The following is a 24,393-nucleotide window of genomic DNA, read 5'->3' as shown; positions in this document are numbered from 1 at the left end:
TGTGGTACTCTCTCACCGTCAAAGGTCTGCGGGCGCAATAAGTGGAATATTTCCGACTGCTCGTTTTTTGGGTCGCGAAAGTCTTGGGTGCAGCGGCGATTTTATCTTCGCCGCTGTCTGTCTGAAACCAATGCGCCTAAACAGGAAATTGGTAGTAAGTTGTGATCAGCACCGCGATGATGACAAGTTCAACGACCAGAGGCGGCAAAACTGCCTTGTCAAATCCGTCAGCCAGAATGCCGACGATGCGCCCAAGGGCCACGACACCCATCAGGATCGCGACGGCCACATATCCCAGCGTCTGTCCGGTCATCAAACCGATCACCAGCAACGCAACCGAGGCCAGAAACAGCCCGCCGATCACCGAGCGGATTGTGCTGAGCCCGACCGTTCCCACCGGTTCGATGGCAAAGTTGGCGACCATGCGCCGGGGTGCAAACATCGACATGATGCCGAGGCCCGTCAGCATGAGTGTTACAAGTAAGACGAGGACGTTCAGTGTGGTTTCCATTTCATTTCTCCTTTGCGTCAGGCGAATTGGCGCAGTGCCTGGTTGGCGTTGTCCTGGGTGGTGATGTCTGACAGAGCCGCATCAATGCTGGCCTGATCCACCACCGGTCCGGTGGGGTATCCCGTTTGGCTTGCATAGAAGTGGCCGCTCTTGAATTCGGGGTTGAGCAACCCGTCCAGATACCGTTTTGCCCCGGCTTCAACGCCGTGCATCATCCCGAACAGGGGCATCAGTACGCCGCCCACATGTTTGAAGAAAATGCGTTTCATCAGAGGAAGATCGTCAAAACCCGCAGTTCCGGCCGTGCCGCCGGGGCTCATGGTGACAAAACGGATATGCGGGTGCTGGCGCGCCATCGCCCCCATCCACAGAGTCGCCACCATCTTGGCATAGCCATAGGTCTGCATCGGGTCGCCCTCGGGACCGAACTTGCTGCCATCGGCGATTGATCTGAACTCGTCCACTGTGCCTTCGGACAGGTTGGGGCGATGCATGCCCATTTTCGGAATACCGCGCGCGGCCTCGGACCCCGCATAAAGAACTGTAGAGGTCACCAACTGGCGCTCCAGCAACGCGTCCACCAGAACCACATGGCCCAGAACATTGGTTGCGAAGATGTTGGTGACACCTTCCTTGGTCAGGCTATTGGGTTGCCTCCCGCCTGTGCCGCCCGCGTTTAGAATGACGGCATCGATAGGTGTCGAAAGCTCTGCTACAGCATTTCGAACCGAGGCAGGATCGGTTACATCCATCAGAACAATCTCAAAGATTTTGCGCCGGGTTTCATTCTCCAGCGCTGTTCTGGCTGCTTCGGCTTTGGTTCGGTTGCGGCAGGCCAGATAAATCTTGGCAATGCCTTTCTGCAGAGCAAGCTGCCGGGCGGCTTCTCGGCCCAGGCCAGCATTTGCGCCTGTGATCAGTACAGATTGAATTGGGTTCATGGGGCGGGCTCCTTGGGGTCACGTTTGATGTCTCCAAGATAAGGTGGCCAATAAATGAACTATAGGTAGGCATTAGTGGACATGGTGCTTCAAAAATGAAACACTTAGCGCATGTCGATAAAAGAAAGCCACTCCCTCAATTGGGACGATCTGAAGTATTTTTTGGCCGTTGCCCGATCCGGAACACTTCGGGGTGGGGCGGACAGTATTCAGGTGAACCACACCACGCTGACGCGACGTCTTTCGGTCATGGAAGAGCGTGTCGGAAGCCGGCTATTTGACCGCTCCAAATCCGGGATGGCTCTGACGCAACTTGGTGAAGACCTTCTGCCCCATGCCGAGCGTGTCGAGGCGGAAATGACCGCTGCGTCGCGGATCATTGTTGGCCGGGATGCGCAGCCTTCAGGCACCGTTTATGTAACGCTGCCTCATGGGTTGGCGATGACTTCGCTGATGGACGACTTTGCCGCCTTTGCCGAGCTTTATCCGGACATTACGTTGAACATGAATTTCACCAACGATGTCCGCGACCTGATGCGCAGGGAAGCAGACGTGTCCTTACGTGTTTCAGATGAAGTGACGGATGATGTTGTCGGGCGAAAGCTCGTCCAGATGTCTCAGGCAGCCTATTGCACACGCGACTATGCCGAACGGATCAGCGACAACGGCGGCGAAGGGCTGCACCTGATTGGTTGGCACGAACCCGAGGAGGTGACGACAGCAAAATGGGTGAAGGACAGCTATTACCCCAAGGCAACACTGAAACACCGGGTATCTGAACTGGTTCCTCTGATCACGCTGGCGGCCTCGGGGCTGGGCATGGCTTATCTGGCATGCAACCTCGGCGACCGTCATCCCGATCTGATCCGCGCCCCGTTCCAAAAACCGATGCCATATCGAAGCATCTGGCTTTTGTTACATCGTGATCTTCGGAACACGGCGCGGGTTCGGATGTTCGTCGATTTTCTTGCCGAGCGGGTCAGGTCCAGGCGAAACGAATTTTGGGTTTCGGGAACTGAGACGTCCGGATAGCGATTTATTGTTGCTGGTCAGGAATAGGGGCGGTGGACCTCGGTGCCGATGCAGAAAATCAGGAAAACGGTGAGGGTGACCTATTCCCACCGTTCGACGGAAGAAACCTTTGCGGCGGTCACCATTCAAATCGCCCTTTCTTTGTAAGCACCGGGATTTAAAGCTGGTTGACCTCGCAAAAGCTGCCGCCGCGATAGAGGTCAGGTTTAGTTTGCGGGTAGAGAGTCAAATTCCTGTACAAGGTAAGTGACGTTGACCTTGTGCACTTTCCATCCAGCGTCGGTTCTATGAACGCCGATTTCATAGTCCAACCAGCGATAGCCGCGCAGTGTGTCGCCATCGTCGGCAAATTTGCCAGCCGGCGTGTTCTCAAGCACGATAACACCTTTGCTAAAGACTGTTGCGGTGTCGGCATCCTCAAAGAAAATGCGATTGTTTGAAGTCACGTGATGAATGACGAGTTTCTCTGCGGTCTCATAGAAGCTTTTCCAGCGTGTCAGGATTTCTTCTTCAGACTTTACCACTGGCGCGCCGTTAACAGGCTCACCGATAGTGGTCTCGATATCACCATCCAAAAGATCAGCGGTGACGTCCCATTGTTGGGTGTCGACGCTGAGTGTGAGATTTGTAACGGTACGACCAATTTCGAGAACATCGACGATGTTTTCTGCGGTGATAGGAGTTCCGAGCGTTTTGTCGGCCAATGATTGTTCTCCGCCTGCAAATGCTGGTGCGACCGAAAGTACAAACGCTGCGGAGCAAAGAGCCGATTTCAAACCCAAAACGGTTCTCCTATTATGTGCCGGTATTGGTGCGTCGTTTGCGGTGCGCCGTTGGATCAAAGTGAACACTGGTCACGTTCCCTTTGATCCGAAGCACGATCTGAAAACGCAGCTTGAAGAGTTGATCACCAAGTATGTCGAAAAGCTGACTGAACCGGAAACCATAGCCATTACGCGAATGGTGACCGCAGAAATGCTGATTGATCCGGAACGGTCCAAAGCCTATGTCGCGGAAGTTGCCAAGCTACAGAACCCGATAACCGAGTTGATCTCTGAAGCAATGGAAGCTGGTGCCATTCGCGCTGTTGATGCGCAGTGTGCTTCACGGCAATTGTACAGCCTGATCCGAGAGTTTTTCTACACGCCCGAGTTCATGCTTGGGGCAAAGCAAAACACGGATGGCATCATGTCGGACTGCCTGGACATGTTCCTGTCTCATTATGCAGTGCGCAGCGAATAGCGACAGCTGGCTAATTTTCAATCGCCAGACCGCAGGTTCAAAAACAGGGTAGAAATTCGGTTCTGTTACGACGCTGACACATTCAAGCGATAGGCCCAGCCCCAAATCTGGTCTGGGCTGTCGATGACAAACTACCGCGCAATATTCATATCTGACGTCCATTTGGGAACGCGGGGATGCCGTGCGGCCCTCTTGGCAGACTTCCTCGAAAAACACGACAGCGCCGTGCTTTACCTTGTGGGTGACATCTTTGACGGCTGGCAGATAAAACGCGGCTGGCATTGGCCAAGTGCGCACAATGATGTTGTTCAGTGCATTCTGGGAAAGGCACAGAAAGGAACTCGCGTCGTCTTTATCCCAGGCAACCATGATGAGGTAATGCGCCGTTTTCCCGGCATTCATTTCGGGGGCATTGAAGTCAAGGACCACGACACATTCGTGGCGGCGAACGGCAAGCGATACCTTGTCACGCATGGGGATCAGTTCGACACGGTCATCGCCAACGCGAAATGGTTGGCCTATCTGGGTGACCGCGCCTATGCGACGCTGATCTGGCTCAACCCAAAAATCAACATGGTTCGCCGGCTCTGGTCGCGCAAATACTGGTCGCTGTCGAAATGGTCTAAGCATCAAGTCAAGCAGGCTGTGAACTTTATCGGCAAGTACGAAGAAGTCCTGTCCGAGGATGCGCGCCAGCGCGGTTTTGACGGGGTGATCTGCGGCCATATTCATCATGCTGCGATCCGTCAGATTGGTGACGTCCACTATGTGAATACCGGTGATTGGGTGGAGAGCTGCACCGCAATTGTCGAGGACATGCACGGTGCGCTGCGGCTTGTCGACTGGGAGTCACGCAGCAACAGGATGCGGTTGCTGGAACAACGCCAGACACGTCGAAAACGGGCGCAACACGCACTCAATTTCACATCAGAGAAGGAGCAGGCATGAGCGTCGCAAGCACGGACACAATCAGAGATGCGGTTTATGAGAATCGAGCCTTTTCGCTGGATACAGTCTCTGAGCGTGCATTTGCCTTTCTCTTTCGCGGTCTGGTCTATCCGCAGATCTGGGAAGACCCGGTGTGTGACATGGCTGCCCTCGAATTAGACGAAGATGATGACATCATTTGCATCGCCTCGGGCGGGTGCAATGTGATGTCCTATCTGACCGCACAGCCCGCCTCGCTGACTGCTGTGGATTTGTCGCCTTGGCATGTCGAGTTGAACCGGCTCAAGCTTGCTGCGGCTACACACCTGCCCGATCACAAGGCGTTCTACTCGGTTTTTGGCTATGCAGATCGGCCCGAAAATGTCGAACTATTGAACCAATTCGTGTTGTCGCATCTGGACGCTAAATCGCGGGCATTCTGGAACGGACGCACCGGGTTGCGCAGCCGCAAATCAATGTTTGCGCGCGGCTTCTACCGCTTTGGAGTGCTTGGAGCCTATCTTGGCGCGGTGCATCTGGTCGCTCGTCTGGGTCGTGTTGATTTCAATCAACTTTTGCGGGCCAATACCCTGTCCGAGCAGGAAGCCTTTTTCACCAGCCAGATCGCGCCGCTGTATAACTCGCGGTTCGTCAAGTTCCTGGCCCGCCGCCGCGCTTCACTGTTTGGGCTGGGTATCCCGCCCGCACAATATGACAAGCTGGCCAGCGATGCGGATGGCGACATCATCCCGGTTCTCAAGGAACGCACGCGAAAGCTGTTTTGTGACTTCCCGATCGCCGAGAACTATTTTGCATGGCAGGCTGCAAACCGCGCCTATGCGCCTGATGGTGAAGGACCGGTACCCCCTTACCTTGAAGAGCGGCATTTCGAAGCGTTGCGCAGCGCAGCGGGTCGCGCCAAGATCCTGAACCAATCCATCACCGATGTTTTGACCATGGCACCCAACGGATCGAAATCGGTCTATGTCCTTCTCGACGCGCAGGACTGGATGACGGATGCGCAACTGAACGCGCTTTGGACCCAGATTACCCGCACCGCCCGGCCTGGTGCGCGTGTTCTGTTCCGCACCGGCGGGGCAGACGACATTCTGCCCGGCCGGGTCGAGGACGCGACCCTTCGTCAATGGACCTATGACACCGAGGCGTCCCAGACCGCATTCAAGACCGACCGATCCGCGATTTATGGCGGTGTACAGCTTTACCGAAAGACCGCGTAAATGAATGGCACGATCGAACATTCTCAGTTGATGGATGAGACCTATCGCTATCAGCGGCTCATCTATGATCTGACGCGGAAATACTATCTTTTGGGGCGCGATCATCTGATCGACGAAATGAACATCCAGCCCGGCGCGCGCGTGCTGGAGGTCGCCTGTGGTACAGGGCGCAATCTGGCGATGATCCACAAACGATATCCCGAGGCCAAGATATACGGGTTTGATATCTCAGACCAAATGCTGACGACGGCTCGGACAAAGCTGGGCCGGAATGCTGTGCTGGCCAAGGGGGATGCCTGCCGGTTTGACCCAAGAGCCATGTTCGGCGTCGAGAGCTTTGACCATATTGTCTTGTCCTACAGCCTCTCGATGATCCCCGACTGGAAAGGCGCGTTGACCGAGGCAACCCGGCATCTCGCGCCCGGCGGACAGCTCCATGTGGTTGATTTCGGCGACAGCGCGGGCCTGCCGCGCTGGTTTCAACGTGCCCTTCTTGGTTGGCTCGCCCGCTTTCACGTGGCCCCGCGAACGACGCTGGAAACGGCGCTGCGAGAGCTTGCGCAAAATGACGGCAAAGTCACGCTCCGGCGTTTATATCGCAACTACGCAGTTTACGGATGCTTCACGAGCGAAAGTAGGTAGGAGCGCCCCAAAAGGTCCCGACACACGAACCCTTGGTGGGGTGGGGCGGACACCCGCCCCATTGAGGTGACTGAGATGGGTTCACGGAGGACTTAAGCCGCCTTCTTGCGCTGCGACGATGGCCAGACCTTCAGCAACCGCAGTAAAGACCGAGGCAAAGGTATGATCTGCCTTGGGAAACACACTGCGCATCGTTTTCGGCACAATACCCATCAGGCTTGAGCCCCCCACATAGACGACACGGTCGATCTGGCTGGGCGTCAAGTTGGCCCGGCGCAGCACCACTTGCGTTCCTTCCTCCAGAAGCGTCGCATGTGTGGCAAGGCTGTCCGCGACCAGGGCGCTGTTCAGCGGTGCCGACAGATTTCGTTCCATCATATCCAGTACAATTGCTGGATCATCCGCACCTGTGTTCACAGCGATCTTCCCGCGTTCAACGGCGAAGGCCAGCTCGTGACCCAATTCGTGCTCCAAAACTGAGGCAAGCCGGGACATCCGCTCGGGGGACTTGGCCATTTTTAACATTTCATCGACCATGCGCCGGTTCTGCGCGGTATATAGGAACGGGATCATCTCCCAGGTCGCAAGGTCATTGAAGATCGCATTGGGTGCTTGCGATGCGCCACTGCCGAAAACATCCCGGATCATCGAGCCCTTGCCCAAAAGGGGCATCACGCGATCTATGCTGATCGCACGATCAAAATCTGTACCGCCGATCCGCACACCATGATTGGCCAGAATTTCAATGCCTGAGGTTCCCGATCGAAAAACTGAAAAATCCGACGTCCCACCGCCGATATCTACGACCAATCCAGTTGCCCCTTCATGGCCCATTCCACCGGTTGCGATCGCGGCTGCAGCAGGTTCGGGGCAGAACAGGACCTCGGTAAACCCGGCGGCTTCGTAGCACGCCCGCAAGTCGGCCTCGGCTTGTGCCTCACGCGGGTCGTCCAGCCCATGAAAAACCACGGGGCGACCCGACACAACGCGGGTGCATTGCACGCCGCGCTCAGCTTCGGCACGCTCCCGTAGTCTGCGCAGGAAAGACCCGATGATCTCAACGAATGTCAGCCTCTCATTCAGGATCTGGCGCTTTTCATGCATCAGCGTGGTGCCCAGAACCCGTTTGAGCGCCCGCATAAAACGCCCTTCCAACCCTTCGAGCAGCGCTTGGTTGGCAGGTTCACCGATCAAGGTTTTGCGCGTGTCGAAATCGAAGAAAAAAGTGGTGGGAAGTGTCGTGACCGATCCATCGAACCTTACCAGACGGGGTGCGTTTCCGTCGAGAAAGGCCACCGCCGAATTCGACGTGCCGAAATCGATGCCAATCCAGGGGTTTACCGGGGCCATGGCATAGGTCTCCAACATGCTTTTGCAAAGGAAGCAGCCCGTAAAGTGTCCTCATGCTGGGGTCAAGGGAGGGATAGGAAAAGGACGTCTTCAGCGCGGCCACGCGATCCCCCATACTCCTCTGACGAAACACCATCCACCTCGTCTTTAAGCAATTCAAAGTTCACAAAGTTGTCCTTCCGTGGTGGTGTTGAAGGCAATTGAACTCCGGCCTCAACCCGATGCAAAAAAGATATGGCCGGGGCTCTCGCTCCAAACTTTCACAATAGAAATTCAAACGAAGAGAAGCAGCATGATAATCCGTTGGTGGCGCGCAGTAGCAGGAACTGATGAGGTCCTGGAACAATATGCAGAGCATCTGAAGCGAACCACCTTCGTTGAAATGGCACAGCTTCCCGGACACCTCGGCGCTGCCCTCGCAGTCAAGGTGAACAGCGGTCAGAAGGAGTTGGTGGTCACAAGCCTTTGGTCCGATCTTGAGGCAGCTGGGCACTTTGAGCAGGGCGCTTTCGATGATGCCGTGGTTAAGCCAAGCACCAGAAAACTCCTGAAATCCTTCGATCTGAAGGTCGAGTATTTTGAAACTCTTGTTGCTACCGGCAAACTGGGCCCCGAAGAGTAGTGCCCACCGTATTCAAACCTAAGACTGCATGTGACCTTTGATTTTCGTCTGTTTGGTGTCCGTGACGAGCGGCACTATCCGAAGGATGTGATCCTGTCGCGAACATGATCTACAAAGGTTATTGACGCCCAGAATCTGCCCATTCAGCGTGACTTCTTTGTTCGTTCAGAAACCTCGCAGCAAGATCAGCCGTTTGTCTTTATGGTGCGTGCCAATTTGCTCAGGATGCTATAGATTTCGCCGGCCTCCGGATTCCAGCGCGCAACCTCTTGGCCCTGAGAGGCGACAACCTGTTCGTCGCCGCGAGCCGCCGGGCCCGTCAGTGCCTGCTGCGGACCCAAAGCACGGACATTCTCGGCGGTACTGTCGAGGAGCTTTTCGTTCAGCCGACGTGCGATATCATCCGCTACGCCCGCATCTTTCCACGCTTCTCGTGCGATCGCTTGCAACACGACGGTAAAGTTGTTCGATATCACGGCCGCCGCGTGATAAAGGCTTTTGCCCTCGGAACGGATTGCAAAGCACTCGACCGCCAGTTGTTCCAGTAAGGGTTTAATGACAGCCAGGGCCGCCTCGTCACCTTCAAGCCCGCACAGCGCACCCCTGAACTGATCTTTTGCGCGTTCTGGGTCAGCAAAGGACAAAACCGGGTGAACGCTGGCAAGATGCCAATTTAGGTGCCGCAGCGGATCCATCTCAGCAGCCGGGAAAAAGCCGCTGCAGTGAAACGCCACCGATACCTTTGCTGCCTCTGTTCCCGCCAGCCCTTCGGCCAGGTCCGCCGCCACGGCGGCTATCTGAGTATCCGGCACTGCGATGATCCAAAGGTCGGCGGGGCGCAATTCCGAAATCTGCTGCACGGCGCGGCCGGCCTTGACCTGTTCGACGGCGTTTTGGGCCGAGCTATAGTTACCGCTGAGGATATCCTGAACCCGGCAATTCGGGTTTGCGGCCAGAAGGTGCAAGAAGGTCCGCCCGACTCGACCCGCGCCGATCAGGTTTATGGAAATTTGTTTCATATCCAGCGGTCCTCAGTTGCTTAAATGAGAGGTAGCCAACAACGGTCTGTTGCGTTGGTCTTCTTGCGCCCAATTCAACACTGCTGGACTTTTTCTCTCAAGCGGCGTTTTCTGTGAGGTCTTCGCCAAATTGAATTCGTTCGCGACATCAGGTTGGGAAGCATGATCGGCTTTTCTTGCGAAAAATAAGGATCAGACTCAGGGTCAGCAGACCGACAATCATTCATTGAGCCCCGGCCTTGACCAACTCGACCCCAAACGGAAGGGCAGTGTAGCAGATACCGGTTCTGAGACCGTAAGCGATGTCCAAAATGCCCAGAACGGCCCTGACCGCCTCGTTCCAGTTGCGGGCACGATATCGACCAGCCCTTCCGGCAAATGGGCCGAGAATGCCTTGAGATAACATCGCGCTTTGCCAAGGGCGTGTAGCGATTGAGAATGGTGGTGTAGGTTTGGACTTCCGCGATGCCGTTCGAAGACCCGCGCCATTAATGATCGGTCCAGACGTTTTACATATGTCTCGTGGACTCGACGAGGCTCAGGTGGTGCGCGCCCCTTCGGCCCAACCACCTATCCTGTTACAAAGGCTTCAAGAACTTGCATCCTGTTTTGAGCCAGCTTTATGATTGGCCCGGCGACCCGATCCGGGAAATTCTCGGGAAGCGTGTCGCCCACTTGGGTTATTGCCTGTTGACCATCTGTTGTAAGCTCCGCAACGGCGTCATCGAAAACGCGAGGGGGAATGCCCGAGCGTGCTGCACTTTGTGCAAAGTGACGAGGATGTATCTGGTCCATGCGGTAGTATCGCTTGTCTCCGACGGACATGGCCATTCGGACGTCTTTCTTGCGCAGAGAGCCACCTGCGTCATGAGGGGCTGCGCTCAGGATGTCATAGAGAGGGGTCATCTTGTACCCATCGGTCAGCATTTCGATTGAGAAATTTTTCGCGTGCCCGTCTGTGGCCTGTAGAATCCAAAAGACAATCTGGGCTTTGACCAGCAGCGCCATATCCGCCTCTCGTGCAGCTGAGCCTTTCGCCAGTTCTGCACAATCCTTAAAGCTCGGGCCGCCATATTCCTGGTATTTTTGACCGGATTCCAGACCCATCGCCTGCAGAAAATCCTCCTGCGGCATTCGCAAGAGCGTGCCGTCTTTCTGACGGTGGCGTCGATCAAAACGCGTGAGGATGAGGGCCTTTTGATCCTCAAACGTGCCGATTTTCGCTTCGTTCACAGGCAGTCCAAGGCTGCGGGTCAGTTCGAGGCACAGATACTCGTTCTCAACACTGTCAGACATGTCGATTTGCTGGTTCACCACCCCCATTGAACGCTTGAAAATATGGGTGGTCGGGGTCAGTCCCAATGGGCGGTGCCATTGGCTATCTTTCAGGAAATAAGCCGTCTTCTCCTGCGCCCCGGCCAGAGAAATGCGGAACGGCTCGCCCTCACGCAATCCCAGCGGAGAGGTTGCGAGATTGCGGAGCGTGTTCGCGATTTCCGCCTCGCTTTGTACCTCGCTGTCGTAGGCGAACGGATCGCCGGGATCGCTGCCTTTGGGAACGAACTGCATGGCTCCCACGCAATCTCGACCGATGACGGATAGCAGGTCGTGAGGCCGGGCTGAGCGCGCTTCGGTGCGTTCTGCAATAATACGGCGCAGGTCTGTGTTGTCGGGTAGAAGGTTCTCAAAGACCGCCGCCACCCGGTCGCCCCTCTGAACACGGTCCGTGAGAGGCAACTGGCGCGACACGGCAAATCCGTTGTTCAACCAATCACGTTCATATTGGAAGCTGATGCCGGTATTGGCGGAGTAGCTGTAATCGCCAACAAGGCGCCCGTTCATCCACACATCAAGGCTGCGCTTTTGGCTGGGGCGCGCCATTAGAACAGATCCTCTACCGACCGGCTAACCGATGTGTCGGTCCCTGTTTCCTGAGCCATCAATTCGAACCCCAGCGCAGCCAGAAGTGCAATGACGGTTGAAATACGCGGTTCATTCGCGCCGTTTTCGATGCGGTTTACATGCTTTTCGGCCACTCCTGCCCGTTCCCCCAGTTGGGCTTGTGTCCAGCCCTTTTGCTGCCGGGTGATGCGAAGGAACGCCGAAAGATCCGAGGTGCTGCGAATAGGTTTCATGTTGGTAATCCTTTTGGGATTTAACGCAAATAGGACAAAAGTATTACTTTGTCAATAAATCCCAAAATCATTACCCATCCTGCAAATGCCTAAGAGTGTAGAAAAGGCCGAACTGCATCGGCCATTACACCGCGATGCAGCCCTTCGAACCGGGCCTATGTCGACTGCGCGGCAATTTTGCAGCGCGAAAAAGCAGAACGGGGCAAAGCTGTGTCCCCTGATTGCAACAATGTTCATTTGGTTGAGGCGCAGACAAGGCACGCAACGTCAGTTTCTGGATTTTCAACTGCATTGAGTTACTCTGGCGCCAACGCAAATACTTACAAATTTTTCAGGAGGATGAACCTTGCTATTAAGGTTTCTAATCGCTGCATTGTTTCTGCACTTGAGCATGCCTCCCTCCAGTGCCATGGCGCAGGAAAACCAACCGAAGCCCAAAGTGACCGTGACAGCGGCGGAAATGAAGCCAGTATCGTTGACCGAAGTGTTCACTGGCCGGGTTGAGGCAGTAGATCGTGTCGATCTGATTGCGCGCGTGCCCGGATATGTGAAGTCTATCAATTTCAAGGATGGCTCGACTGTCAAAGCGGCGGATGTCCTGATTGAGATCGAACCGGATTCCTACGAGGCGAGCGTCACGGAAATTCAGGGACAGATCCAAGCGGCACAAGCGGAAAAGAAACTTGCCGATATCGAGCTTGATCGACAGCAAAAGCTCTACGCCAAAGGCGACACACCTCAGGCGGTCGTTCAGAAAGCGGAAGCGCAGCAAGGTGAGGCGGATGGACATGTGCTGGAACTACAGGGCAGCCTCCAGAACGCTCAGCTTGACCTGTCTTATACAAAGATAACCGCGCCCTTTGATGGCAGGATCGGACTGACGGACTTGTCCGTGGGCGCATTCGTCAGCCCAGAGGGTGGAACCCTGTTGTCGCTGTCCAGCATCGATCCCATCAATGTAACCTTTCCGGTAACCGAAACTGAACTGCTTGAATTTCGTGCCCGCCGCGTCAAGGCGTCGGACTCTGAGCCGCTGAAACTGCAGCTGATCCTTGCCGATGGCACGACATACGGTGAAACGGGCAGCATTGAAGTGGCTGACACGCAGGTGCAGTCGGGCACGGATACCGTTCTGGTCCGGGGGTCTTTTCCTAATGCGGATGGGTCACTCATTGATAATCAGCTGGTGCGGGTTCTTGTCACCGATCCCACGCAGGACAAATCGCTGGTGATCCCCGCCAAGGCTTTGCAGAAAGATCAGTCGGGTTACTTTGTCTTCACGGTCGGAAGCGACGACAAGGTCGAAAAAAAGCCGGTTCAACTGGAACGGACCGAAGGGGCTGAAGCTGTCATTTCCAGCGGTCTGACCGAAGGGGACCAGGTTGTCACAGACGGCCTTCAGCGCGTTCATGCGGGCGTCGAGGTCAGCATCTCCACAGCCCAGAGCACACCGTCAGCCACCAGCGGAAACTGATCCCATGATCTCGCAACTGTTTATCCGCCGTCCCAGATTCGCAATCGTCATCTCGGTGGTGATTACGCTGGCCGGGTTGATCTCCATTACACAGCTGCCGGTGGAGCAGCTGCCCGACATTGTCCCGCCGCAGGTTCAGGTCACAACCAGTTACCCAGGGGCCGGCGCTGAAGTGGTCGAGTCGACCGTTGCCCAAATCATCGAAGAACAGGTGATCGGGGTCAGCGACATGCTGTATATGAAATCGACGAGCGGCTCGGATGGCAGCTATAATCTGCAGGTCACTTTCGAGCCTGGAACGGACCCCGATATCAATGCCGTCAATGTGCAGAACCGTGTCAGCCTGGCCATGTCCGCATTGCCCGAAGAGGTCACACGCGCAGGCGTCAACACCAAAAAGAAATCCTCGGCTCTGTTGCAGGTCGTGGCCATAACGTCGGACGACCCAAAGAACGACGATTTGTTTCTGTCGAATTTTGCGACAATCAACGTTCTGGACAGCATCAAAAGATCACCCGGGGTAGGGGATGCAACGCTGTTCGGGGCGCTTGATTACTCGATGCGGATCTGGCTCGACATCGACAAGATGACCAGCCTTTCGGTGACCGTCGACGATGTGATCGCCGCACTTAATGCGCAAAACGTTCAGGCGGCGGTGGGGCGCGTTGGCGCGCAGCCGATGACAAATGACCCGACTTTTCAGCTGAGTATTCAGACGCAAGGCCGGTTGAGCACCGTCGCAGAGTTCGAAGAGATTGTCGTGCGAGCTCGTCCAGACGGCTCTTTCGTTTTGATCAGTGATATCGCGCGAGTAGACCTTGGGGCAAAAACCCGGGATTCCTTTTCCTCGTTTGACAATAAGCCGGCCGCAATGATTGGTGTCTACCTTGAGCCCGGCGCGAATGCCCTGGACACATCAGAGGCCATAAAAAAGGCGCTGACCGGATTGCAGAGCGCCTTTCCCGATGGGGTTAACTGGAGTGTGCCCTACAATTCGGTGACCTTCGTCCGCGCCAGTATCGATGAAGTTGTGAAAACTTTGGTGCAAGCGTTTGCCCTGGTGGTGATCGTAGTCTTCTTGTTTCTGGGCAACCTGCGGATGGCGCTGATCCCGCTTATCGCGGTTCCGGTTTCGCTTATTGGTGCGCTGGCGTTCATTCTCGCTTTGGGGTTTTCACTCAACACCGTTTCGTTGCTGGCATTGGTGCTGGCGATCGGCATCGTGGTGGATGATGCGATCGTGGTGATCGAAAACGTTGAAAAGGTCATGGGCGAAAACCCCGAGATGACCGTGGCCGAAGCCACCGGCGAGGCCATGAAACAGATTACGGCCCCCATTCTGGCAATAACCTGTGTGTTGCTTTCGGTGTTTGTGCCGGTCGCGTTCATTCCCGGCATCACTGGAACGATGTTCCAGCAATTCGCGGTGGCAGTTTCCTTTTCGATGCTGATTTCAGCTTTGAACGCCCTAACGCTCAGCCCGGCTTTGTGCGCGGTGCTGCTGCGCCGGGATAGCGCCCCAAAACGCGGACCGCTTGCCTGGATCTCGCGCCGTATAGACAACGCCCGCGACGGCTATGCCTATGCGGTTGCAATTCTTGCCCGTCGGGCAATTTTGGCAGTGTTGCTGCTTGGTTTTGGGCTTTTTGGCGCGGGTTGGTTGTTTAAGACCGCGCCGTCCGGCTTCTTGCCGGTCGAAGATCAAGGCGCCTATTTTGTTGAGGTCGCACTGCCCGAGGGGTCCTCGATCAACCGCACATCCAAAGTTATGGAGGACGTCGCGACCATCATCAAATCCGCGCCCGGCGTGCAGGATGTCATGACAGTCACGGGCTTTAGCTTTGTCGATGGCCTGAACAAATCGAACAGCGGGTTTGGCATCGCCATCATGAAGCCGTTCGAAGACCGGACGGATCCGGCCTTGTCCGTCAAGTCCTCGATCCAACATGTCCGGCGTGAGTTTGCCGGTTTGGAAGACGCGATCGCCTTTCCTTTTAATCTGCCGCCAATCCTTGGATTGGGCACGGGTGCCGGGTTCGAGTTCGAGCTTCTGGACCTGCATGGCGACAGTGTTTTGGATCTGGGTGCTACCGCGGCCGGGCTGGTCACAGCCGCCAATGCCGACCCCCGGCTGTCCGGCGTTTACACCACCTTTTCGGCACAATCCCCGAAACTGAACCTCGATCTCGACCGTAAAAGGTTGCAGACGCTGGGTGTGAATGTCGACGACCTGTTCCGGGCCATGCAGGTCACGTTGGGCGGGTATCATGTGAACGATATGAACCTCTTTGGCCGGACGTGGCAGGTCAATCTGCAAGCGGATGAGAAATACCGGGCCAATGTCGCAGATATTGCCCGCATTCATGTGCGAAACAGTGACGGTGAGATGGTGCCGTTGCGCGCCGTTGCAAAGACAGAGCTTGTTCTGGGTCCGCAATTGCTGACCCGCTACAACAATTTCCAAGCGGTGACCATTAACGGTGGCCCTGCTCCGGGGGTCTCTACAGGAGAAGCCATCGCAGCGATGGAGGAGATTGCGGCCAAGACCCTGCCCGAAGGGTACAGCTACGATTGGACGGGAACTGCCCAGCAGGAAATCGAAGCTGCCGGAAAAACGCCCATTGTTCTGGGGCTTGCTTTGCTCTTTGCCTATCTCTTTCTTGTCGCCCTTTACGAAAGCTGGACGATACCGCTGGCGGTGCTGTTTTCTGTCACCTTCGCAGTGTGTGGTGCCTTGGGGGCGCTGCTGTTGTTGGGTCTGCAGAACAATCTATATGCCCAGATCGGCCTAGTGGTTCTGATTGCGCTTGCTGCGAAGAATGCGATTTTGATCGTCGAATTCGCAATGGATCGGTACCAGCAAGGTCTGAGTGCCATGGACGCTGCCATTCAGGGTGCCCGCGCGCGTTTCAGGGCGGTGATGATGACCAGCTTTGCATTCATCGCCGGACTCTATCCGCTGGTTGTAGCCGACGGTGCCTCGATGCTCGCGCGGCGAGGTGTCGGCACACCGGTTTTCGGCGGGATGATCTCAGCGGCGCTTGTCGGTATTTTCATAATACCATCCCTGTACATACTCGCTCAGCGGTTCAGAGAGAAAGTGCATGGCAAGGCGAATAGGGGTAGTGGTGAAAAGGCACTTTAGTTTCAGGACACGGTTTTGGTTGATACCCAGAAAATGCCGGTGAGCGCGGTGGCCGGGATGGAGTCCTTCGGACACTTGTCATTGCGGCTTTGCATTGCTTCCGACCGGGTATAGCCGCGCCCTTTGCGGTCACAGATGGCCGGCAACGTGGTATTCATCACGCCTTTTTTGGTCTGCCAATCAGGCGTCCACCTTTATTTATTAGCGCACGGACTCGACGCCGTGCGGGGGGCTTTCATGGAGGTGGCGCCGATCATGAACGTTTTCTCTTCGCTAGGCTCAGTAGCTAGACCAGCGCATCAACGGTGAATCACGCCAGCAGACCGAAATCAGTGGGTCCTGACCCTTACAAATTGGATCGCTTAGACGCTGAAAAAGGACAGGGATGACTTTATTGCCGCGTTGTAATCCTGATGTGATCTTCTCGGACGATATATCGGCAAGAACGATTCAGCCACTGAGCAAGGATTTCAGATTTGTCGACATTTTCAAGCAATTCCGAAAATCTTTCGGGAATGGACGAAAAAAGGAGCTACCACCCGGTTGGCTCATTTCTTTCCTTGGTCCTAGGCCCGTTGAGATCGGTAGTGGCGAACCTTGCCAAGTTGCTGCTGGTTCTGGTCGATCGCAGCCGTTACTTGTTGTGGCACCTGTATGTCGTTCAGATCAGCAAAGCTGAGCAGCTTGGCTGGAACGTACTCGAAAACGGAAAGTCACCATGTCGCAACCCGCTGACTGCGTTGGCAGAGATCAGTGCGCACGCCGCAATCGTAGCCCTTATTTGGGGGTGGATTTAGGCCGGTCTTTCGAATAGTAGCACTCCAATTCATCGCATCGAGGATCAACGAACTCAGACGAAAAATGCGAGAACATCTTCTCGAGTAGTGAGGTCAATTGGATAGCATTCGTAGAGATACGCCTGGGTCCAGGCCCTGGGGCCTGTGCACACCATGCGATGTGCTTTCCAACAGTTACAGGCGGCAACAGTCCATGTTGACATGCCCGCGGGCCGCAACCATTCAAAACTTCTTTCAGAGCCAATTCCTGACAGGCCTGAAAGAATAAAGGTTCCACTATGAAAATCATGATGATCAACCCGCCCCAGAACAAGCTGCGCCGTGAGTTTCAGCAGCGCCAAGCTGCGCGGCTTGGATTGGACATAGAGTTCGTAGACGGGGTCTCGGTCAGCGAGCTGTCCGAGGACACGTTGCAAAACGCGGCCAATGAATGGACCCGGAAAGTCAGAGCGCAAGATATCGCTTGCACATTTTCGCATCGGCTTGTTTGGAAGAAAGCTGCTGCGCAGACTGAGAAAGTATGCGTGCTGGAAGATGATGTTTTGCTGTCTGACGGCTTCAAGTCAGTTCTCGACTATATCGATAGTCGCGAAGAGCCGTGGAATTACATATACGATCTAGAATACGCGCAATACAAACACACGGTTGGACGAAACCCAGTTTGGCAAAACCCGACACTGCAGGTTGTTTCGCGAAAGATCTTTAAGAATAAGCGTGGTGCCGCCGCCTATATCGTAGGACCGAAAGTGGCGAAAAGGTTGCTCAAAGAAGCCACGCATTATTCGATGATGGAGGCATTTTTGTGGACCAGAAACTGGACACAGCAGATGCAGGTCGAACCGTGTCAGGCTGTCCAGCTTGATGTTTTCGACAGGGAAGCAGACTTCGGACCCCAAGAGCTGAATCCCCCTTCTCCGCAATCATACGCGGTCTATCAAAACAGCTCTTGGACAAAGGCGAAGCTCAAGCGGCTTGCGGTTTCTTTTGCTGAATCAGGCTTGTTTTGCCAGGGACTGCTGCTTGGAGAGCGTAGACCGCTGTCCATTCGGTCGGAACAGTTCTTGCTGCCAGCGGCCTATGGCGAAAATTCTTGAGTTTGTAAGGTGCTGGCAGGGTTTCTGTACCACAGCAGAAACCTGAAACGACCGACGCGCTATCTATTGCAACGCTTTTGGCGTCAGCGCGCTGTCCAACCTCACGAATGGCGCGAAGATCTTCTCAAGACGGTCCTGCGGCACACCGGAGCCATCATCATCGATATTGATGGCAATTCTAATGTCTTGCACGAGCAAGCTTACCCGCGCCTCTCTGCCAAATTTTTTAGTGTTGTGATGATGTTCGACAGGGCCCTTTGAAAGCTGACTTTCTGACCGACGAAGGGACATCATACCTCTGCTGATTGGAACTGGATACCTGCGGTATCCTTTGCCATGCGGCGGCACATCCGGGTCAGGTCGAATTCCCGCTGTTGTTCGTTTGAGGTTTCATGGCGGGGTAAGTGGTTTGGGTGTGGCCCATACCAGGTCGCAAAATGTGAACTTTGATGGCAATTCAATGAAAGATATCGAAGTTCCTCAAGGAAAGCAGACATCTTCCCTGAATTCCATGGTTTATCTCAAACTCAGTACGAGCAAGAAACGAAGAACAGCTTTGAATTTAGCTGCTCCAGCCCGGTGTCCAATGTTACGTGTGCACCAAATACGGGCCAAAACAAGACCCATTGCATTTGTCACAATCCCGACAAGAAGAGCCACACCGTAAAGGTTCACATGCTGGATAACTGCTCGCAGCCTTAAATGCGATCTGTGTCTACACCGTCAAAATGGTCCACAGGGTTTAGCAAGAAAACTCGCGGTGCAAACTTGGGAAAGCCCAAGGAGGTAAAGCGCTCTTGTGCTTTGTGAGTGGTCAAACCGGTCGGCGGCTTTTCCGAAATCGGTATCTTGATCTGCTGCCCAACCCTCGTGATGAAGCAAGCCCGCTTGACGTCTAAAAGCCCGTGTTATACTCGAACTCCCTCTCAGACGGGTTCGAAAGGCGGGTAGGTGGTGACCGAGGCGGAAAAGTCCCAGGCACAGAAGTTCGTGTTTTTTCTTACGGACGAGTTTTCTCACCTTGCATTCTCCTGTGCCATTGAACCGTTGCGAATTGCAAACCTGCTCAGTGGCAAAAACTTGTACGAGTGGTCGCTGCATTCCGAAGATGGTGAATTTGCCACTTGTTCGAATGGAACCAAGACTGTTGTAGACGGAGATTTCACTTCAGTTCATAAATGCGACAGGCTTCTGGTGTTGTCGGGTATCAACATGCGCGCGCATGTCACCCGCCCCTTGCTGTCGGCGCTGCGTCGGGAGCGGGTCAAGGGAGCCGAAATCGGGGCTCTGTGTTCCGGCGCGTGGATATTGGCCGAGGCTGGGTTCCTGGATGGGATGAAAGCGGCCATTCACTGGGAATACCACGACAGCTTCATGGAAGAGTTCCCAAACATAAATCTGGTACGCAGCGTTTTCGTAGCGGATGAAAAGCACATCACAGCGTCCGGGGGCACTGCAACCGCAGATCTTATGTTGCATTTGATCGAAGCAGACCATGGCGAGGATCTGGCGCTCGAGGTTGCCGATCAAATGGTCTATGTTGCGGTCCGAAACGCCACCGCAGAGCAGCGTGTATCTTTGCAATCCAGAAATGGGATGCGAAATAAACACCTGGTGGCGGCAATTCGCATTATGCGGGATCAGATTGACGACCCTATTCCGCCATCGTCGATCGCGTCCAGACTTGGTATTTCGACTCGCCAGCTTGAGCGGCTTTTCGGGAAATACCTGAACTCGACACCAAAAAAGTACTACGTCGAAATGCGATTGGACCGGGCCCGGACGCTTCTGTTGCAAACAGAAGATTCCATAACGGACATTGCAATGGCATGTGGATACGAAAGTTCCGGCCATTTTTCCAAGGTTTACCGCGCACGCTTTGGTGTTTCCCCTCACGCTCAACGCAACAAAATCAGCTGAAACCTGTGCGCAAGTCTGGTTGAGATGGTGCAATTTTCGTGGGCCAGAAGGTCGGGTACACACGTCGGATACATGTCGTATCTATCAAATTTGCTTCGCAAGATGGCACGCGGGAATAGCTGGAATATGTGATTTTCAGAAAAATTCTGGAGAATCCCGATGACCACTGAAACCCGCACTCGTTCCCGCTCAGGCGGGCGCTCTGCCCGCCGGGCAATCCGTACCGCTCCAAAGTTTGACATGTTGCCAGGCCTGACCCGCGCAATTCCTGAATGCGAGGTTATGGACGGCAGCCAGGTTGAACGCATCGACAACGCCGCCATGGACATTCTTGAGAATGTCGGCGTTCAATTCCGCGATCCGATCGCCTTGGAGGACTGGAAGAAAGCCGGCGCCAAGGTGGATGGAGAGCTGGTCTATCTGGACCGCAACATGGTGCGGGAGCTGATCTCGACCATTCCTGCGCAGTTCACCTATCACGCTCGTAACCCCAACAACAACGTTAAGCTGGGTGGCAAGCACTCGGTGTTTGTGCCGATGACCGGCGCGCCGTTCCTGCGCGATCTGGACGATGTGCGCCGTAACCCGCTGCTGGAAGATCTGGCGATGTTCCACAAGCTCAGCCACATGATGCCTGCGCTGCACAGCTCGGCCCATCATATCGTTGAGCCCTACGATCACCCGATCAGCCAGCGCCACCTGCGCATCACGTACTCGTCGATGAAGTACTCGGACAAGATGTTCATGGGAATGACCACGTCGCCCAAGAACGCCGAGGACGTGATGGATATGTGCGCCATTCTGTTTGGTGACGAATTCATCGACAGCCATCCCGTCACCACCGGCAACTGTAACGGCAACAGCCCGCTGGTCTGGGATGAGACCATGCTGGGTGCAATGCGCGCCTTCTGCCGCCGCAATCAGCCGGTGCTGTGCTCGCCCTTCGTTTTGGGTGGCGCGAACACGCCCGCATCCGTTCCGGCAACTGTTGCACAGCTGACCGCCGAGGCATTGTCGGCGCTGGCCTATACGCAGGTGATCCGCAAAGGTGCGCCGGCGATCTGGGGCCATTACCTGTCGACCGTGTCGATGAAATCGGGTGCACCGATGGCGGGCACGCCCGAGATCAGCCTGATGAACTTCATGATTGGCCAGATGGCGCGGTTCTATGATGTGCCGTGGCGCACTTCGAACACGCTGGGCGGGGCCAAGACCTTTGACGCGCAGGCGGGCTATGAATCCGCAACCACGCTCGGCGCGGTTGTCCACGCCGGTGCGAACTACATCTGGCACTCGGCGGGTTGGAACGAAGCGGGCATGCACTGCTCGGTCGCCAAGTTCATCGTCGACGCGGAACAATGTGCAATGGCCTATCGCATGGCCGAAGGCCCGAAATGGCACGACTTCGATCAGGCGATTTCGGCGGTTCCGGACGTGGGCCCAGGCGGCCACTATCTGGGCCACCCGCACACGCAAGAGAACTTTCAGACTGCGTTCTTCATGCCGGAACTGTTTGACAACAACTCGATCGAGCAATGGCAGGCAGAAGGCAGCGTCGAGATCACCGAGCGCGCGCTGAAACACGCAAAGAAACTGCTGGGCGAGTATGAAGAGCCCAAGCTGGACGAAGCCAAGAACGAAGAGCTTCTGGACTACATTGCACGGCGCGAGCGGGAAATCCCTGCTGCCGATGAGCTGAACCAGACTTACTAAGATATAATACTCCCCGACTTGCCCGCCCTGAAAATGGGCGGGCTTTTTTTTGCCCGCAAAGTGGGAAGTATCTTTAAGTCGAGAGGACCGCACTCACCAAGCACAGGCCGAGGTGGCGCGATGCGAGAGTAATTGAACCCTCACTAGTCGATGCTCGGTTCGCTTGAACAGACCGTTGGCAAATCAACACTTGAGGTCGATTTGCCAACGTCCAAGTTTAACGCTGCAGCAATGATGCGCCGCGAATTTCTCACGGCAAACTCAGTTTCGCCATGCGCCCACCGTCGACGGTGTAAACCTGACCGGTGATAAAGCCGCTTTCTTCGGCGGCAAGGAAAGCGGCCAGCGCAGCAACTTCTTCGGGCTTGCCAGTACGCGCGACCGGATGGATCTTTCCGATGTCCCGGCGAAAGGCGTCGGGGTCAGGCATCGTCTCGATGAAGTCGAGATTTAACTCGGTGTCGATCCAACCCGGGGCGATTGCATTGCAACGAACGCCTTCCGCCCCGTGGTCAACAGCTACGGCACGTGTCAAACCGTGCAACCCGGCCTTGGAGGCACAATAGGCCGCGTGGCCTGGATTGCTGCCCAAACCTTCGATCGAGCCGGTATTGACGATGCTGCCACGCGTCTTGCGCAGATAGGGCAGGGCGGCTTGGATCATCAGGAAGGGTGCGGTCAGGTTGACGGTCAGGTTTTTCTGCCAGTCCGCCAGTGTCATGTCTTCGACACGAGCCTCTTGCATCATGCCCGCATTGTTGACCAGAACATCCAGTTGCCCCGCCCGCTCCACGACCTCGGCCACAACCTGTGCCGGAGAATTAGGGTCCGAGAAATTCGCCGCGATCCCTTCGAACCTGTCCTCAGCTCCCCGCTGCGCTGTGAAGACGCGCGCGCCTTCATCAGCCAGCCGTGCTGCGATGGCTTGCCCGATACCGGAGCGACCACCGGTAACAAGCGCGACTTTGCCCTCAAAACGCCTCATGCGACCGGTTTCCCGCCATTTACTTCGACCAGCGCACCGCACATGTAGCGCGACGCATCCGATGCGAGGAACAGAACGACATCGGCGATGTCCTCGGGTTCGGCGATGCGTCCCAATGGGACGGTTTTGCCCAGTTCGGCCACAGCCTTGTCCGGATCGAAACCGCGCTTGGAAAAGCCCGAGCGCAGCATCGGCGTGTTCACCTCATTGGGGCAGACCGCGTTGATCCGGACGCCCTGATGCGCATGATCCATGCCCATACATTCGGTCAGCGACGCAATCGCAGCCTTGGTCATGCAGTACAGGGCATGGTTCGGGCCGGGGGCCTTTCCGCCCCAGCAGGACGATGTGTTGACGATAGCTCCACCACCGGTTTCGGCCATCAGAGGGATGGCAGCGCGGCAGATCCGAAAGGGAGCCTCAACATTTACGCCCATGGACAAGGCCCAATCGGCGTCGCTGGTTTCCGTGACCGGACCACGGGTGATGACACCTGCATTGTTGATGACAATATCCAATCCACCCAGTGCCTTTTGTGCCGCAGCAGCCAGTTGATCGCTGTAGGTTGGGTCAAGCAGATCACCGGGCAAATGTGCATCGGCCTCGATTCCGTCCGTCGTACGATCGGCGACGGCAACTTTTGCACCACTCGCTCTGAGCTTGTCTGCGATAACCCGCCCGATACCTCCGGCTGCGCCAGTTACCAACGCGCATTTGCCTTCAAACATTTCCTAGTTCTCCTAAGTTGCGATTGCCTGCTCCAGCAGATCAGCGGCTGTGACACCCGGTTTGTTGCCGATCAGGCTATGTGCAAGCATGTGGATTTTCTTGACTTCACGTTCTTTATCTCTTGCCGGATCGCCGGTTGCTCCTGCTTCAGCGAGTATTTGTCACTGCCAGCAGTGCCCGGGCGCATCGCAAGTACACAGCCAAACCGACAATCGAACATAACCTGCGGCATGTGATCAGCGCTTTCTGAAACGTTCTGGCTTACCCAGCCCGAATGTGCTGCAGCGCAAGACCCCAGGGAGGCAATCACCATCGTTTCGCGGTCGCGGAAGTACTTGTTTAGCCTTCTCGGCGAAGCCTTTGCTTCAACCCCCGCCGCGTCAACGCTTTGGATGGGAAAGCCCTTTTCAGAAAACTGATGGTTGGGGCGTTCTTCGATTTGGGTCTGAGTGCCATTCATAAAAACATGGGTAGAGCGATCGCTCTACTTGGGCGTGCCGGTTCGCGACAGTGTTGGCCCGCAAGCGACAAAGAAACACCGATTTCGTATTTATGTCGGCTTGGTTATTAGATCGCAAAACACCGCCCGAATGGGGCGGCGCGCGTTCTTTTGGTTGGGCGGAGTTTATACAGCGGTCTGCGCGCGTGCCTCAACATGCTTGTCGGGCAACCATCGCGGAAGATCGTTTTGGCCGGCAGGTACAACGACACCACCGGTGCCGAACATTATCGAAACCCAGAAATACTCGGAAAATCTGGTATTCTACTAGGCTGCTCCAGCAAGCGTTTGCTGCTAGACGGGATCATTGAAACCCTTATTCGTCTCTTGCTTTCCATTCTTTCCATCTGAGTATTGCGTTTGCGCCGATTTCTCGGA

The 24,393-nt window shown here is 55.4% G+C and carries 23 protein-coding genes; 12 read left to right on the top strand and 11 right to left on the bottom strand.

Features of this window, described 5'->3' with window-relative positions:
• Positions 1-136: 136 nt before the first annotated feature.
• Complete coding sequence (locus GOX63_RS19490; RefSeq protein ID WP_170546859.1) at positions 137-511, bottom strand: DUF4345 family protein; 375 nt, start codon at positions 509-511, stop codon at positions 137-139.
• Positions 512-528: 17 nt separating this feature from the next.
• On the bottom strand, positions 529-1,452 hold the full coding sequence (locus GOX63_RS19485; RefSeq protein WP_170328507.1) for an SDR family NAD(P)-dependent oxidoreductase: 924 nt from the start codon (positions 1,450-1,452) through the stop codon (positions 529-531).
• A gap of 111 nt (positions 1,453-1,563) precedes the next feature.
• Between GOX63_RS19485 and GOX63_RS19480 the strand changes: the two genes are divergently transcribed.
• The gene (locus tag GOX63_RS19480) at positions 1,564-2,484 is read left to right on the top strand and encodes a LysR family transcriptional regulator (RefSeq protein ID WP_170328508.1); all 921 of its coding nucleotides are present in this window, start codon (positions 1,564-1,566) and stop codon (positions 2,482-2,484) included.
• A gap of 206 nt (positions 2,485-2,690) precedes the next feature.
• Here the strand turns inward: GOX63_RS19480 and GOX63_RS19475 are convergent, their stop codons facing one another.
• Positions 2,691-3,266 (bottom strand): nuclear transport factor 2 family protein, encoded by a 576-nt coding sequence (locus tag GOX63_RS19475; protein WP_170328509.1) that lies wholly within the window; start codon positions 3,264-3,266, stop codon positions 2,691-2,693.
• A gap of 43 nt (positions 3,267-3,309) precedes the next feature.
• Between GOX63_RS19475 and GOX63_RS19470 the strand changes: the two genes are divergently transcribed.
• The 4 genes from GOX63_RS19470 (at position 3,310) to GOX63_RS19455 (ending at position 6,533) form a co-directional block, all read left to right on the top strand.
• Positions 3,310-3,726: a TetR/AcrR family transcriptional regulator C-terminal domain-containing protein gene (locus tag GOX63_RS19470; RefSeq protein WP_170328510.1), complete on the top strand. Its 417-nt coding sequence runs from the start codon at positions 3,310-3,312 to the stop codon at positions 3,724-3,726.
• Positions 3,727-3,849: 123 nt separating this feature from the next.
• A complete protein-coding gene (locus GOX63_RS19465) occupies positions 3,850-4,674 on the top strand; it encodes a UDP-2,3-diacylglucosamine diphosphatase (RefSeq protein WP_170328511.1) in 825 nt (274 codons plus the stop codon).
• Positions 4,671-5,891 carry a DUF3419 family protein gene (locus tag GOX63_RS19460; protein WP_170328512.1) on the top strand — a complete coding sequence of 407 codons (1,221 nt, stop codon included), beginning with the start codon at positions 4,671-4,673 and terminating at the stop codon, positions 5,889-5,891. Before GOX63_RS19465 ends, GOX63_RS19460 begins: the two co-directional genes overlap by 4 nt.
• Positions 5,892-6,533 carry a class I SAM-dependent methyltransferase gene (locus GOX63_RS19455; RefSeq protein ID WP_170328513.1) on the top strand — a complete coding sequence of 214 codons (642 nt, stop codon included), beginning with the start codon at positions 5,892-5,894 and terminating at the stop codon, positions 6,531-6,533. It abuts the gene before it with no gap.
• Between the two features lie 81 nt (positions 6,534-6,614).
• Here GOX63_RS19455 and GOX63_RS19450 read toward each other — a convergent pair whose 3' ends face one another.
• On the bottom strand, positions 6,615-7,883 hold the full coding sequence (locus GOX63_RS19450; RefSeq protein WP_170328514.1) for an Hsp70 family protein: 1,269 nt from the start codon (positions 7,881-7,883) through the stop codon (positions 6,615-6,617).
• A gap of 292 nt (positions 7,884-8,175) precedes the next feature.
• Here GOX63_RS19450 and GOX63_RS19445 point away from each other — a divergent pair, with 292 nt between their 5' ends.
• Positions 8,176-8,505 (top strand): hypothetical protein, encoded by a 330-nt coding sequence (locus GOX63_RS19445; RefSeq protein ID WP_170328515.1) that lies wholly within the window; start codon positions 8,176-8,178, stop codon positions 8,503-8,505.
• A gap of 185 nt (positions 8,506-8,690) precedes the next feature.
• On the opposite strand, the gene GOX63_RS19440 is transcribed toward GOX63_RS19445, so the two are convergent.
• The 3 genes from GOX63_RS19440 to GOX63_RS19430 form a co-directional block, all read right to left on the bottom strand.
• Positions 8,691-9,524, bottom strand: a complete 834-nt coding sequence (locus GOX63_RS19440; RefSeq protein ID WP_170328516.1) for a Rossmann-like and DUF2520 domain-containing protein — start codon at positions 9,522-9,524, stop codon at positions 8,691-8,693.
• A gap of 570 nt (positions 9,525-10,094) precedes the next feature.
• Entirely contained in the window at positions 10,095-11,405 is a 1,311-nt protein-coding gene (locus GOX63_RS19435) for a HipA domain-containing protein (RefSeq protein WP_170328517.1), read from the bottom strand.
• Positions 11,405-11,659 carry a helix-turn-helix transcriptional regulator gene (locus GOX63_RS19430; RefSeq protein WP_170328518.1) on the bottom strand — a complete coding sequence of 85 codons (255 nt, stop codon included), beginning with the start codon at positions 11,657-11,659 and terminating at the stop codon, positions 11,405-11,407. The genes GOX63_RS19435 and GOX63_RS19430 overlap by 1 nt, the downstream gene beginning before the upstream one ends.
• A gap of 391 nt (positions 11,660-12,050) precedes the next feature.
• Between GOX63_RS19430 and GOX63_RS19425 the strand changes: the two genes are divergently transcribed.
• The 4 genes from GOX63_RS19425 to GOX63_RS19405 all read left to right on the top strand — a co-directional run bounded on the left by GOX63_RS19425 (position 12,051) and on the right by GOX63_RS19405 (position 18,169).
• The gene (locus GOX63_RS19425) at positions 12,051-13,133 is read left to right on the top strand and encodes an efflux RND transporter periplasmic adaptor subunit (protein WP_170328519.1); all 1,083 of its coding nucleotides are present in this window, start codon (positions 12,051-12,053) and stop codon (positions 13,131-13,133) included.
• Between the two features lie 4 nt (positions 13,134-13,137).
• Positions 13,138-16,278, top strand: coding sequence for an efflux RND transporter permease subunit (locus tag GOX63_RS19420; protein WP_170328520.1), 3,141 nt, complete (start codon positions 13,138-13,140; stop codon positions 16,276-16,278).
• A gap of 476 nt (positions 16,279-16,754) precedes the next feature.
• A complete protein-coding gene (locus GOX63_RS19410; protein ID WP_170328521.1) occupies positions 16,755-17,075 on the top strand; it encodes a hypothetical protein in 321 nt (106 codons plus the stop codon).
• 278 nt (positions 17,076-17,353) lie between these two features.
• A complete protein-coding gene (locus GOX63_RS19405; RefSeq protein WP_170328522.1) occupies positions 17,354-18,169 on the top strand; it encodes a glycosyltransferase family 25 protein in 816 nt (271 codons plus the stop codon).
• A gap of 63 nt (positions 18,170-18,232) precedes the next feature.
• On the opposite strand, the gene GOX63_RS19400 is transcribed toward GOX63_RS19405, so the two are convergent.
• A complete protein-coding gene (locus GOX63_RS19400) occupies positions 18,233-18,460 on the bottom strand; it encodes an ATP-binding protein (RefSeq protein WP_170328523.1) in 228 nt (75 codons plus the stop codon).
• A 663-nt stretch (positions 18,461-19,123) separates the two neighbouring features.
• Between GOX63_RS19400 and GOX63_RS19395 the strand changes: the two genes are divergently transcribed.
• Both GOX63_RS19395 and GOX63_RS19390 read left to right on the top strand, forming a co-directional pair.
• Positions 19,124-20,089 (top strand): GlxA family transcriptional regulator, encoded by a 966-nt coding sequence (locus GOX63_RS19395; RefSeq protein WP_170328524.1) that lies wholly within the window; start codon positions 19,124-19,126, stop codon positions 20,087-20,089.
• A gap of 159 nt (positions 20,090-20,248) precedes the next feature.
• Complete coding sequence (locus GOX63_RS19390; protein WP_170328525.1) at positions 20,249-21,802, top strand: trimethylamine methyltransferase family protein; 1,554 nt, start codon at positions 20,249-20,251, stop codon at positions 21,800-21,802.
• Between the two features lie 250 nt (positions 21,803-22,052).
• On the opposite strand, the gene GOX63_RS19385 is transcribed toward GOX63_RS19390, so the two are convergent.
• The 3 genes from GOX63_RS19385 to GOX63_RS19375 form a co-directional block, all read right to left on the bottom strand.
• The gene (locus tag GOX63_RS19385; RefSeq protein WP_170546854.1) at positions 22,053-22,787 is read right to left on the bottom strand and encodes an SDR family NAD(P)-dependent oxidoreductase; all 735 of its coding nucleotides are present in this window, start codon (positions 22,785-22,787) and stop codon (positions 22,053-22,055) included.
• Positions 22,784-23,515, bottom strand: coding sequence for an SDR family NAD(P)-dependent oxidoreductase (locus GOX63_RS19380; protein ID WP_170546851.1), 732 nt, complete (start codon positions 23,513-23,515; stop codon positions 22,784-22,786). The genes GOX63_RS19385 and GOX63_RS19380 overlap by 4 nt, the downstream gene beginning before the upstream one ends.
• Positions 23,516-23,586: 71 nt before the next feature.
• Positions 23,587-23,976, bottom strand: a complete 390-nt coding sequence (locus tag GOX63_RS19375; RefSeq protein ID WP_170546848.1) for a hypothetical protein — start codon at positions 23,974-23,976, stop codon at positions 23,587-23,589.
• Positions 23,977-24,393: the final 417 nt, after the last annotated feature.

This window comes from Ruegeria arenilitoris, assembly GCF_013031355.1.
Classification (GTDB): Bacteria; Pseudomonadota; Alphaproteobacteria; order Rhodobacterales; family Rhodobacteraceae; genus Ruegeria; species Ruegeria arenilitoris_C.
Note: the sequence above shows the minus strand (reverse complement) of the source record. Positions and strands in the feature narration are given on the sequence as shown.

Bases quoted from the DNA above. Each gene is read 5' to 3' on its own strand.
- GOX63_RS19455 (WP_170328513.1), top strand. From the start codon at position 5,892: ATGAATGGCACGATCGAACATTCTCAGTTGATGGATGAGACCTATCGC.
- GOX63_RS19420 (WP_170328520.1), top strand. From the start codon at position 13,138: ATGATCTCGCAACTGTTTATCCGCCGTCCCAGATTCGCAATCGTCATC.
- GOX63_RS19390 (WP_170328525.1), top strand. From the start codon at position 20,249: ATGACCACTGAAACCCGCACTCGTTCCCGCTCAGGCGGGCGCTCTGCC.
- GOX63_RS19460 (WP_170328512.1), top strand. From the start codon at position 4,671: ATGAGCGTCGCAAGCACGGACACAATCAGAGATGCGGTTTATGAGAAT.
- GOX63_RS19430 (WP_170328518.1), bottom strand. From the start codon at position 11,659: ATGAAACCTATTCGCAGCACCTCGGATCTTTCGGCGTTCCTTCGCATC.
- GOX63_RS19380 (WP_170546851.1), bottom strand. From the start codon at position 23,515: ATGTTTGAAGGCAAATGCGCGTTGGTAACTGGCGCAGCCGGAGGTATC.
- GOX63_RS19425 (WP_170328519.1), top strand. From the start codon at position 12,051: ATGCCTCCCTCCAGTGCCATGGCGCAGGAAAACCAACCGAAGCCCAAA.
- GOX63_RS19450 (WP_170328514.1), bottom strand. From the start codon at position 7,883: ATGGCCCCGGTAAACCCCTGGATTGGCATCGATTTCGGCACGTCGAAT.
- GOX63_RS19400 (WP_170328523.1), bottom strand. From the start codon at position 18,460: ATGTCCCTTCGTCGGTCAGAAAGTCAGCTTTCAAAGGGCCCTGTCGAA.
- GOX63_RS19435 (WP_170328517.1), bottom strand. From the start codon at position 11,405: ATGGCGCGCCCCAGCCAAAAGCGCAGCCTTGATGTGTGGATGAACGGG.
- GOX63_RS19440 (WP_170328516.1), bottom strand. From the start codon at position 9,524: ATGAAACAAATTTCCATAAACCTGATCGGCGCGGGTCGAGTCGGGCGG.
- GOX63_RS19480 (WP_170328508.1), top strand. From the start codon at position 1,564: ATGTCGATAAAAGAAAGCCACTCCCTCAATTGGGACGATCTGAAGTAT.
- GOX63_RS19465 (WP_170328511.1), top strand. From the start codon at position 3,850: ATGACAAACTACCGCGCAATATTCATATCTGACGTCCATTTGGGAACG.
- GOX63_RS19490 (WP_170546859.1), bottom strand. From the start codon at position 511: ATGGAAACCACACTGAACGTCCTCGTCTTACTTGTAACACTCATGCTG.
- GOX63_RS19385 (WP_170546854.1), bottom strand. From the start codon at position 22,787: ATGAGGCGTTTTGAGGGCAAAGTCGCGCTTGTTACCGGTGGTCGCTCC.
- GOX63_RS19405 (WP_170328522.1), top strand. From the start codon at position 17,354: ATGAAAATCATGATGATCAACCCGCCCCAGAACAAGCTGCGCCGTGAG.
- GOX63_RS19375 (WP_170546848.1), bottom strand. From the start codon at position 23,976: ATGAATGGCACTCAGACCCAAATCGAAGAACGCCCCAACCATCAGTTT.
- GOX63_RS19445 (WP_170328515.1), top strand. From the start codon at position 8,176: ATGATAATCCGTTGGTGGCGCGCAGTAGCAGGAACTGATGAGGTCCTG.
- GOX63_RS19485 (WP_170328507.1), bottom strand. From the start codon at position 1,452: ATGAACCCAATTCAATCTGTACTGATCACAGGCGCAAATGCTGGCCTG.